Origin of the sequence: Streptomyces sp. B1866, from assembly GCF_031932565.1 — a bacterium.
Classification (GTDB): Bacteria; Actinomycetota; Actinomycetes; order Streptomycetales; family Streptomycetaceae; genus Streptomyces.
In genome coordinates, this window is the sequence record NZ_JAVSCF010000239.1 from 1 (window position 1) to 9,866 (window position 9,866).

A 9,866-nucleotide genomic window follows, 5' to 3' on the forward strand; every position below is an offset into this window, starting at 1 on the left:
AGCGGCGTCCCGGGCGTTGTCCAGCAGCACCAGCACCCGTCGCTCGTCCAGCGCGACCCGGAACTGTGCGGCGCGTTCGTCCAGGCCGTCGGGGATGGCGGACTCGGCGGTGCCCAGGGCGCGCAGGAAGGCGCCCAGCACGGCCTCCGGCTCGGCGGCCACCGGTCCCGTGCCCTGGAGGGCGGCATAGAGCTGCCCGTCGGGGAACAGGGTCCGGACGCGGTGGGCGACGTAGGCGGCCAGGGTGGTCTTGCCCACCCCGCCGGTGCCCGCGATCGCGGAAACGGTCGTGACGCGGGTCTCGGCGGTGGCCAGATGCTGGGCCAGCTCGTCGACGAAGGCCGCGCGGCCGGTGAAGTCCGGGACGGTCGCGGGCAGGAAACGGGGCCGGACGGCGACGGGTTGCGCCGCGCCGCGGTCCACCGCGGGGGCGGCCAGGTCGGCGTCGGCCCACAGGATGCGCTGCTGGAGCTCGGACAGCTCCGGGCGCGGGTCCACGCCCAACTCGTCGGCCAGCAGCCGCCGCACGTCCGCGTACACCGCCAGTGCCTCGGCCTGCCGCCCGCTGCGGTACAGCGCGAGCATCAGCAGCTCCCGCAGCCGCTCGCGCAGCGGCTGCTGGGCGGTCAGCGCGGTGAGTTCCGACACCGCCTCCGCGTGCAGCCCGGTCTCCAGATCGAGGGCCAGGCGGTTCTCCAGGAGGATGAGGTGCCACTCGGCCAGGCGGTTGCGCTGGCCTTCCGCGTACGGCCCCGGGACGCCGGCCAGCGGCTCGCCGTGCCAGAGCCTGAGCGCGCTGACGAGCAGTTCGCGCGCCCGCGTGCGGTCGCCGGACTGCTGGGCCTTCTCCGCGTCCGCGGCCAGCCGCTCGGCCGCCTCGATGTCCAGCGCTCCGTCCGGTACGCGGACGGCGTACCCTCCGGACTCGCTCACCAGGACGTCCGCGTCGGCGCCGAACGCCTTGCGCAGCCGTGAGGCGTAGGTGCGCAGCGCCGCGACGGCCGCGTCGGGAGGGGTGTCCCCCCACAGCCCGTCGACGAGCTCCGGTGCGGTCACCGTGCGCCCGCCGCGCAGCAGCAGGGCGGACAGGAGCGCTGTCTGCTGCGGCGATCCGGTGTTGATCCGCTCGTCACCCCGCCAGGCTCGGACCGGTCCGAGCAGCGCGAAGCGCAGCCGGGGCGTCCGTCCCGGCGCGGTGGGGGGCGCAACCCTGGGGAGGCCGGTGGAGGCGAGGGCGGGAGACGGGACCGGCGGGTCCCGCCGGTCCGGTGGGGGAGGGCCGGGCGGGGACGGACGCTGGTCCCCGGGCAGGGCGGCCTGGCGGGGCGCGGTCGCCAGTCTGTCGGAGATGGCCCTGGCCTCGGTGATCCGGCCCGCGGCGTCCAGGGCGCGGGCCAGCTGGGCGTGGAAGGTCTCGTGCCGCGGATGCTGGTCGGCGAGGGCCCGCAGGTCTGGGATGGCACGGTCGTGTCTGCCCAGGTGCAGGTCGGTGTCGATGCGCAGGGACAGTGCCTCCAGCCGGTGCTCTTCGAGCCGCCGCGCCTCTGCCGCCAGGGCGGTCCCGGCGGTCACGCCCGCGAGGGCCGGGCCGCGCCACAGGTCCAGCGCGGTGCGCAGCAGTTCTCCCGCGCCCTCGTACCGGCCCTCGGCTAGGCGGGCCCTGGCGCGGTCGAGGAGCGTGGTGAACCGGAAGGCGTCGACATCCTGCGCGTCGACCAGGAGGGCGTAGCCGACCGGGTGCCGGGCCAGCAGGCTGTGCCCGGAGTGCGTGCCGTGGGCCCGGTCGACCTGTCGGCGCAGGCGGCTGACGTGGGTCTGGATCTGCGCGCGGGCCGTCACCGGAGGGGAGTCGTCCCAGAGTTCGCCGATGAGTGTCTCGGCCGGTACGGTCCGCCCCGCGCGCAGCAGGAGGGAGGCCAGGACGGTGCGGGTGCCCGTCGCGGAGGGCGTCGCGTCGACCCCGTCCACGATGAGCGTGACCGGGCCGAGCAGCCGTCCCTCCGCTCGTGTCGCGGCACTCATCGGGCCGGCTCGCCGCCGCGCACGAGGCTGTCCCGCTGCCGTATCAGCGGGTCGGGCTCCAGGCCGTACTGGCGCTTCCAGCGGGCCAGTTCGTCGGTGAGGAGCCGCACGGCGCGCGTCTGGGCCCCGGCGGCGTGCAGGGCGCGTGCCAGCTGCACCACGACGGTCTCGTCGTCGCGGTGCAGCGCGTGCAGGTCGTGCAGCTCGTCGGCGGCGCGGGACGCGGCACCGAGCGCGAGCAGTGCGGCCGCTCGGTGCTTGCGCAGGTCGAGTCGCATTTCCGCGAGGCCCGCGCAGGCACTGCGCAGATAGTCCGACAGGGCGAGGCCGGCCAGGGGCTCACCGCGCCACAGGGCGAGCGCGGCCTCGTACCGGGTGAGTGCCGTCTGCGGATCGCCCGCCGCCCCGGCGGTCTCGCCCTCTTCGAGGAGGCGGCGGCAGCGGGTCACGTCGACTGCCTCGGGCGCGACGTGCAGGACGTAGCTCACGTGGTCCGAGGAGTGCCCGGAGTGGGTGACGAGGCGGGGAAGGTCTCCCGTGCCGTCGTCGGGGAACTGGCCGAGCAGCTGCCGCAGGCGGTGTACGTAGACGTGGATCGCGCGGACCGCCGACGCGGGCGGGGACCCGGGCCAGATCCGCTCCCGCAGGGTGGCGACCGTGACGGCCTGGCGCGACGCGAGCAGCAGGACGGCGAGGACCGTACGGCACTGCGGCGTGCCGACGGCGACGGCCGTTCCCCCGTGGCTTGCCTCGATGGGCCCTAAGAGCCCGAACTGAAGCGGTATCGCCCCCACCTCCCGCGACCGGTGCGCGCGCCAGCGCTGCCCGCTCAGTCTAGCGGTGCGTTCAGCTGTCGTTAAGTGAGCGCAGAGTCCGTCCCGTTCCGTCGGTGGCCGGGTGTCGGCGCGTCATCTCCGCTGCCGCCAGCCCGTTTACCATTCGTTAAGTGGGTGCAGAGCAGATGCAGAGCAGATAGTTCAACGATCGTCTATTCGCGGGGAGCATCCTGCTGGCGCAGCGCTTTGCGGCTTGCCCAGTCCGGCGCGTGCTCAGGCAGGGCCTCCGGGATTGGTAACCCCGGAGCCCTGCCTTGCTGTGCTTCCCATCAAGTCTGGCCCCTGTAGGGGACTTTGGGCTACCGTCGTGTCTACTCGCTGCGCCGTCGCGAGCGGATTCCGGCTCCCTTACCACGAGCCGTCACGGGCCTGCCGTCACGACGCACCGGGTTCTGTCGGACTGGGCACGGTCGCACATCACAGGGAGAGCGCTGTCGTGTACACGGAATCCTTAACGTGGTTGGTCGCCGGGGGCGTTGTGACCCTGGCCTTTTTCGTCCTGGTCGGTTATCTCGCCAGGACTCTTCGGTCGGCGCGGCGGCTGCCCCTGGTGATCGCCGCGATCGGCACGCTGATCAGCGGGTTGCCCGCGATTCTGCATGTGCTGCTGAAGGGGCCGGGCATCGGGCTGTGAGCGGTCGGCCCGACCGGTGAACGCCCTGGGGGCCGTACGCGCGCGTCTCGCGTACGGCCCCGCGCCGCCCTGTTCAGTCCTCGCCGAGGTACGCCTTGCGCACGGACTCGTCGTGCAGCAGCGCCTGGCCCGTGCCGGACAGGACGATCCGGCCGGTCTCCATCACGTGCCCCTGGTCGGCGAGCGACAGCGCGGCCTGCGCGTTCTGCTCGACCAGCAGGATCGTCGTGCCCTGCGCCTTCAGCTCGGCGATCGTGCGCATGATCTTCTGCATCATGATCGGCGACAGGCCCATGGACGGCTCGTCCAGCATGAGCAGCTTGGGCCGGGACATCAGCGCGCGGCCCATGGCGAGCATCTGCTGCTCGCCGCCGGAGAGGGTGCCGGCCGCCTGGGTGCGCCGTTCGCCGAGGATGGGGAAGAGCTCGTACGCCCGCCGCATGTCCGCGGCGATGCCGGCCGGGTCCTTGCGCAGGTAGGCGCCGAGTTGCAGGTTCTCCGCGATCGTCAGGCGGGGGAAGATGTGCCGGCCTTCGGGGGAGTGGGCGAGGCCGAGGGCGACGACGCGGTGGGCGGGGACGCCGTTCAGCGGCCGGCCCTCGAAGCGGATCCGGCCGGCGACCGGTCTGAGCAGGCCGGACAGGGTGCGCAGGGTGGTGGTCTTGCCGGCGCCGTTGGTGCCGATGAGGGTGACCACCTGGCCGGCGTCCACGCTGAAGGACACGCCCTTGACGGCCTCGATCTTGCCGTACGCGACCCGGAGGTCCTCGACTTCCAGCAGTGCGGTCACTGTCCGTCCTCCGTGGCTGCGGCGGTGCTGCGCCGGTCCTGCGCCGCCTCTGCCTCGGCGGCCTCCACCTCGGCGGCCTCCGCCTGGCCGGGCTCGCCCTCGAAGGGAGTGCCGAGGTAGGCGGCGATGACGCGCTCGTCGGCCTGGACGGCCTCGGAGGTGCCCTCCACCAGCTTCTCGCCCTGGACGAGGACGGCGACGCGGTCGCTGAGGTTGAAGATGAAGCGCATGTCGTGCTCGATGACGAGGACGGCGGTGCCCTGGTCGCGGATGGCGAAGACCAGTTCCTCGGTGGCCCTGGTCTCCTGGGGGTTCATGCCGGCGGTGGGCTCGTCCAGGAGCAGCAGGCCCGGCTCGCTGGCGAGGGCGCGGGCGATCTCCAGCCTGCGCTGTTCGCCGTAGGAGAGGTTGCGGGCGAGCTGGTCGCGGCGGGCGGTGAGGCCGGTGAACTCCAGCAGTTCCAGGGCCCGGTCGCGCGACTCCCGTTCGGCGCGGCGGAAGGCGGGGCCGCGCAGGAGGGCGTGCCACAGCCCCTCGCGGGTGCGCGTGTGGCGTCCGACCAGGACGTTCTCCAGCACGGTCATGTTGGCGAAGAGGCGGATGTTCTGGAACGTGCGGGCGATGCCGGCCTGGGTGACGAGGTGCGGCTTGGGCGGCAGGACGGTGCCGCGGTAGGTGACGGTGCCCTCGGTGGGCACGTACAGGCCGGTGAGGCAGTTGAAGAAGGTCGTCTTGCCTGCGCCGTTGGGGCCGATGAGGCCGACGATCTCGCCGGGGTGGACGGTGAGGTCGACGTGGCGTACGGCGGTCAGTCCGCCGAAGCGCATGACGACGCCGCTGGCGTGCAGGAGCGGGGGAGTGTGCGGGCTGTTGTCAGTGGTGGTCGTCATGATGGTTCTCACGCCCCCGCCTTGCCGAGGGGGACGGTGTCGTCGCCGAGGACGCGCTGCCCGGGCACGGGCGCGGTGGCGTCCTGGTGGAATTCGAGCTGGCGGCGGCGGTCGGGGATGACGCCCTCGGGGCGGAAGCGCATGAGGAGGATCAGGGCGAGGCCGAAGGCGAAGAGTTCGTAGTCCTGGAGGAAGGCGAGTTTCTCGGGGACGAGGTAGAGCAGGGCGGCGCCGAGGACGGGGCCGCTGACGGTGCCCATGCCGCCGAGCACGACGGCGGCCAGGAGGAAGGCGGAGTTGGGCGGCGCCGCCCCGGCGAACTGGTACGGGCCGGGGACGACGTTGTAGGTGACGTGGGCGCTGACGGTGCCGGCGAGGCCGGCGAGCGCGGCGCCGAGGGCGAAGGCGACGAGTTTGACGCGGAAGCCGTTGATGCCCATGGCGGTGGCGGCGGTCTCGTCCTCGCGGATGGCGACCCAGGCGCGGCCGATGCGGGAGTCGGCGGCGCGCGTGAAGACGAGCACGACGAGGACGGTGATCAGCAGCATCAGCAGGTAGTAGTTGGAGAACCGGCCGATGGTGAAGGAGCCGAGGTCGTGCGAGGCGCCGAAGTCGAAGCCGAAGAGGTCGAGTTCGGGGATCTGCGCGATGCCGTCGGGACCGTTGGTCAGGTCGGGGCCTGACACGCCGTCCATGCTGTTGACGGCGATGCGGAAGATCTCTCCGAAGCCGAGGGTGACGATGGCGAGGTAGTCGCCGCGCAGCCGCAGGGTCGGGGCGCCGATCAGGACGCCGAAGACGAGCGAGGCGGCGGCCCCGGTGAGCATGGCGGCCCAGAAGGGGAACTGGGTGCCGGAGAAGGCGGAGAACTGCGACCCGGACACCAGGGCCGCGGCGTAGGCGCCGACGCCCAGGAACGCCACGTAGCCGAGGTCGAGGAGACCGGTGAGGCCGACGACGATGTTCAGGCCGAGGGCGACGGTGCCGAAGATGAGGATGTTGACGCCCAGGTTGGCGTTGTGGTCGTCGCTCTGGGTGAGGGGGAAGGCCGCGGCGGCCAGGAAGCCCACGGTGGCGGTGAAGCCGCGGTGGGCGGCGGTGAGCTGGGCGTACTGCCGCAGCAGGCCGGAGGAGTGCAGGCCCCAGGCGCCGAAGCCGGCCAGCAGCAGGAAGCCGGTGAAGATCTCGCCGTAGCCGGTCTCGATGCCGTAGGTGAAGAGGCCCAGGCCCGCGGCGGCGGCCAGGGCGATGATCGCGTACTGGACCCAGGCGGGCAGGTGGCGGGCGTCGGGGATGCGGCGCTGGTCGAGGGTCAGCCGCAGGGCTCGCGCGGTCCGGCGGGCGCCGCGGGCGAGGGCGTCGAGGCGGGTGCCCTCCCGGTCCGGGTCCGGGGGTTCGGCGGCCTGCCGGTGCAGCGGGAGGCCGAGCGCGCCGACCACGGCGGCCAGGGTGCCGGCCGCGGCGAGGTAGCCGCCCGGCTCCACGTTGACCAGGCCGCCGAGGTCGGAGGCGATGGCGACGACGGTGTACCAGGTGGTGGCGAAGGTGCCGAGGGCGAGGCACAGCAGCGCGTTGTCGGAGCGCGCCGGGTTGAGCCGGCCAAGGCCCCGGACGCCGAGGCCGGCGACGGCGTAGAGGAGGGTGAGGAGGCCGCCGGTGAGGGTGAGGACCTGGAGGCCGCCCGGGTAGCCGGTGACGGTGAGGTCGCCGGGGAACGCGGTGGTCCAGGTCCAGGGCAGGAAGGTGGCGACGGTGCCCAGGAGGGCGCCGGCCGCGGCGAGGGGGCGGGCCAGGCGCCCGGGCAGCGGCAGGACGGGGGCGGTCACGGTGGTCGGCGCCTCGGTGGCGGCGCCGGGTGCGGTGGTCATGGTGTCGGTCACGCCCTCTCCGCGACGCGCTCGCCGAGCAGGCCCTGCGGGCGTACCAGCAGGACGACGATGAGGAGTACGAACGCCCAGACGTTCGCCCAGCTTCCGCCGCCGAGCTGTTCCATGCCGGGGATACCGTCGATGTAGGCGGAGGCGAGCGATTCGGCGACGCCCAGGACGAGCCCGCCGAGCATGGCGCCGTAAATGTTCCCGATGCCGCCGAGCACGGCGGCGGTGAAGGCTTTGAGACCGGCCTGGAAGCCCATGTCGTAGCTGACGGAGCCGTACTTCAGCCCGGAGGCCACGCCGGCGACGGCGGCGAAGAGGCCGCCGATGGCGAAGGCGACAACGATGATGCGGTTCGTGTCGATGCCCATGAGCTGGGCGGTGTCCGGGTCCTGGGCGGTGGCCTGCATGCCGCGGCCGGTGCGGGTCCGGGAGACGAACAGGCCCAGGACGATCATGCACAACGGCGCGGCGGCGATGAGGAAGAGGTCGCCGCGCTGGACGGCGACCGAGCCGATGTGCAGCGGGTCGCCGGGGAGCTGGGGGAAGGTGCGGGCGGTCTTCGCGTCGGGGTACCAGTTGAAGACGGCCTGCTGGAGGGCGAGCGAGAGGCCGATGGCGGTGATCAGCGGGGCGAGCCGGGGGGCGCCGCGCAGCGGCCGGTAGGCGAAGCGCTCGGCGGCCACGGCGATGAGTACGGCGGTGATCGCGCCGCCGATCAGCATCAGGGGCAGCGCGGCCCAGATCGACAGGCCGTCGGGGAGGTTGATCCAGACGGTCAGGGCGCCGAAGGCGCCGGTCATGAAGATCTCGCCGTGGGCGAAGTTGATGAGCTGGACGATGCCGTACACCATCGTGTAGCCGATGGCGATGAGCCCGTACATCGAGCCGAGAAGCAGCCCGTTGACCAGCTGTTGCGGCAGAGTGTGCACCGCGCGGCCTCCGTGTGGCGTGAGGGGGCAGAGGGGCTGGGCGAGGGGCCGCGCGGTCGGCTGTGGCCTTCCGCGCGGCCGGTGGCGCCGCGGCGGGTCAGCCGGTGTAGGTGCCGCTCTTGACGGCCTCCCACTTGCCCTTCTTGACCTGGTAGACGGTGAGCTGCTTGTTGGTGGTGTCGCCGTACTCGTCGAAGGAGACGTGGCCGGCGATGCCGTCGAAGTCGCTCTTCTGGACGGCGTCGACGACCTTGGCCCGGGCGTCGCCGGGGAGCTTGCCGCCGGCTGCGCCGACGACGACGCCGACGGCCTTGATCACGGCGGTGGTGGCGTCGTAGGAGTAGCCGCCGTAGGTGCCGTAGTCGCCGGGGTACTTCTTGGCCTTGTACGCCGCGATGAAGTCCTTGGCCTTGGGCAGGGTGGTGACGGGGACGCCGACGGAGGTGACGTAGTCGCCCTCGGAGGCCTGGCCCGCGACCTTGATGTAGGTGTCGGAGAACATGCCGTCGCCGCCGAACAGCGGGATCTTCACGCCCTGGGCCTTGAGCTGCTTGGTGATCAGCTCGGACTCGTCGTACTGGCCGCCGTAGTAGAGCAGGTCCGCGCCGGAGTTCTTGATCTTGGTGACGAGGGTGGAGAAGTCCTTGTCTCCGGTGTTGACGTGGTCGGTGCCCGCGACGCTCCCGCCGAGCTTCTTGAACTCGTCCTGGAAGATGGCCGCCAGGCCCGCGCCGTACGCCTGCTTGTCGTCGACGACGAAGGCCTTCTTCTTGCCGGCCGTGCGGTAGGCGTACTCGGCGGCGAAGCCGCCCTGGACGGCGTCCGTGGTGGCGGTGCGGAAGTAGGTCTCGAACTGGCGCTTCTTGACGCCCTTGGCCCAGTCCTTGCCCTGGGTGAGGGCGACGTTGGTGTTCGAGGGGGAGATCTCCACCAGGTCGGCGTTGGCGAAGACCTGCTGCATGGACCCGGCGACGCCGGAGTTGAGCGGGCCGATGACGCCGAGCACGTTCGAGTCGGCGACCAGGGCGGTGGCGTTCTGCTGGCCGGTGCCGGGCAGCGCCTTGTCGTCCAGCGCCTTGATCTTGAATCTGACGCCCGGGACCAGGTTGTTCTTGTTGGCATCGTCCACCGCGATCTGCGCGCCGTACTGGATGCCGAGGCCGGTGGCCGAGTTCTGGCCGGTGAGCGGGGCGTCGACGCCGATGGTGACGGTGATGCCGTCGCCGTCGTCGCCCTTGTCGTCGCCGCGCGAGCCGCAGGCGGTCAGGGTGAGGGCTCCGGCGGTGAGGACGGAGGTCGCGATCAGCAAGGAACGGTGTCGCACGGGTGAGTCCTTTCCCCTGGCTGGCCTCCCTCGTGGAGGTGCCGTGACGCGCGCCGGGCGCAGCGAGGACGCAAGTGTCGTCGCATCTGGCCTGGCTACGCGGTGACTGGCCGTGACTCTAGGCGCGTGGATGCGCATCGGCAGCGGTGCTGAACAGGATGTGACTCTCTTGTTATGACGGTCATTGTCGTTGTAGCAGTTCGGAGCTGACATAGGGCGTGCTTGTCGCCAAACGCCCACACCGCACTCAAGAATCGACAGTTCCGCTAAGGAGTGCGTGGAAAGTTCACGCAGATGAGCGCGCGTAGAACGGCGAACGGCCCGCGGGGAGCCGGGGCCGGCCCCGGGGTGGAGGGAGTGCGTATTGCGCGCGGATTACGGAGCGTTACGTTCAGGGAAGCGGGCGCGCCGGAGGCCGCCCCGGCGCCCGGTGGAGCGCCTGCCGTCGTATGCGGCGTGAAACCGCCGCCGCCCGCCGGGTGCGGCCGCGGCGGGTCGCGCCCCGCGTAGGCGGGTGCGGCGTGGCGGCGGCGTACGGTCCCGCCGCGCGCGCGGGGAGCGGGC

General features: G+C 72.3%; 8 protein-coding genes. 1 reads left to right on the top strand and 7 read right to left on the bottom strand.

All coding sequences use genetic code 11. The features are described from left to right. Positions 1 to 2,022: BTAD domain-containing putative transcriptional regulator (locus RKE29_RS24070; RefSeq protein WP_312007701.1), on the bottom strand; the 2,022-nt coding region annotated here is incomplete at its 3' end. Beyond that, on the bottom strand, positions 2,019 to 2,816 hold the full coding sequence (locus RKE29_RS24075) for a BTAD domain-containing putative transcriptional regulator (RefSeq protein ID WP_312007702.1): 798 nt from the start codon (positions 2,814 to 2,816) through the stop codon (positions 2,019 to 2,021). The genes RKE29_RS24070 and RKE29_RS24075, both read right to left, overlap by 4 nt. Positions 2,817 to 3,294: 478 nt before the next feature. Here RKE29_RS24075 and RKE29_RS24080 point away from each other — a divergent pair, with 478 nt between their 5' ends. After that, positions 3,295 to 3,492 carry a hypothetical protein gene (locus tag RKE29_RS24080; protein WP_312007703.1) on the top strand — a complete coding sequence of 66 codons (198 nt, stop codon included), beginning with the start codon at positions 3,295 to 3,297 and terminating at the stop codon, positions 3,490 to 3,492. Between the two features lie 73 nt (positions 3,493 to 3,565). On the opposite strand, the gene RKE29_RS24085 is transcribed toward RKE29_RS24080, so the two are convergent. The 5 genes from RKE29_RS24085 to RKE29_RS24105 form a co-directional block, all read right to left on the bottom strand. Then, complete coding sequence (locus RKE29_RS24085) at positions 3,566 to 4,282, bottom strand: ABC transporter ATP-binding protein (RefSeq protein ID WP_312007705.1); 717 nt, start codon at positions 4,280 to 4,282, stop codon at positions 3,566 to 3,568. Continuing rightward, entirely contained in the window at positions 4,279 to 5,172 is an 894-nt protein-coding gene (locus RKE29_RS24090; RefSeq protein WP_312007706.1) for an ABC transporter ATP-binding protein, read from the bottom strand. The genes RKE29_RS24085 and RKE29_RS24090 overlap by 4 nt, the downstream gene beginning before the upstream one ends. 8 nt (positions 5,173 to 5,180) lie before the next feature. Further along, a complete protein-coding gene (locus tag RKE29_RS24095) occupies positions 5,181 to 7,040 on the bottom strand; it encodes a branched-chain amino acid ABC transporter permease (RefSeq protein ID WP_312007709.1) in 1,860 nt (619 codons plus the stop codon). A gap of 8 nt (positions 7,041 to 7,048) precedes the next feature. Next, the gene (locus RKE29_RS24100; protein ID WP_312007707.1) at positions 7,049 to 7,978 is read right to left on the bottom strand and encodes a branched-chain amino acid ABC transporter permease; all 930 of its coding nucleotides are present in this window, start codon (positions 7,976 to 7,978) and stop codon (positions 7,049 to 7,051) included. 97 nt (positions 7,979 to 8,075) lie between these two features. Then, positions 8,076 to 9,302 (bottom strand): branched-chain amino acid ABC transporter substrate-binding protein, encoded by a 1,227-nt coding sequence (locus RKE29_RS24105; protein ID WP_312007708.1) that lies wholly within the window; start codon positions 9,300 to 9,302, stop codon positions 8,076 to 8,078. Positions 9,303 to 9,866: the final 564 nt, after the last annotated feature.

What these genes read in the sequence shown, in the direction of transcription:
- RKE29_RS24090 (WP_312007706.1), bottom strand. Translation starts at nt 5,172, where the DNA reads ATGACGACCACCACTGACAACAGCCCGCACACTCCCCCGCTCCTGCAC.
- RKE29_RS24095 (WP_312007709.1), bottom strand. Translation starts at nt 7,040, where the DNA reads ATGACCACCGCACCCGGCGCCGCCACCGAGGCGCCGACCACCGTGACC.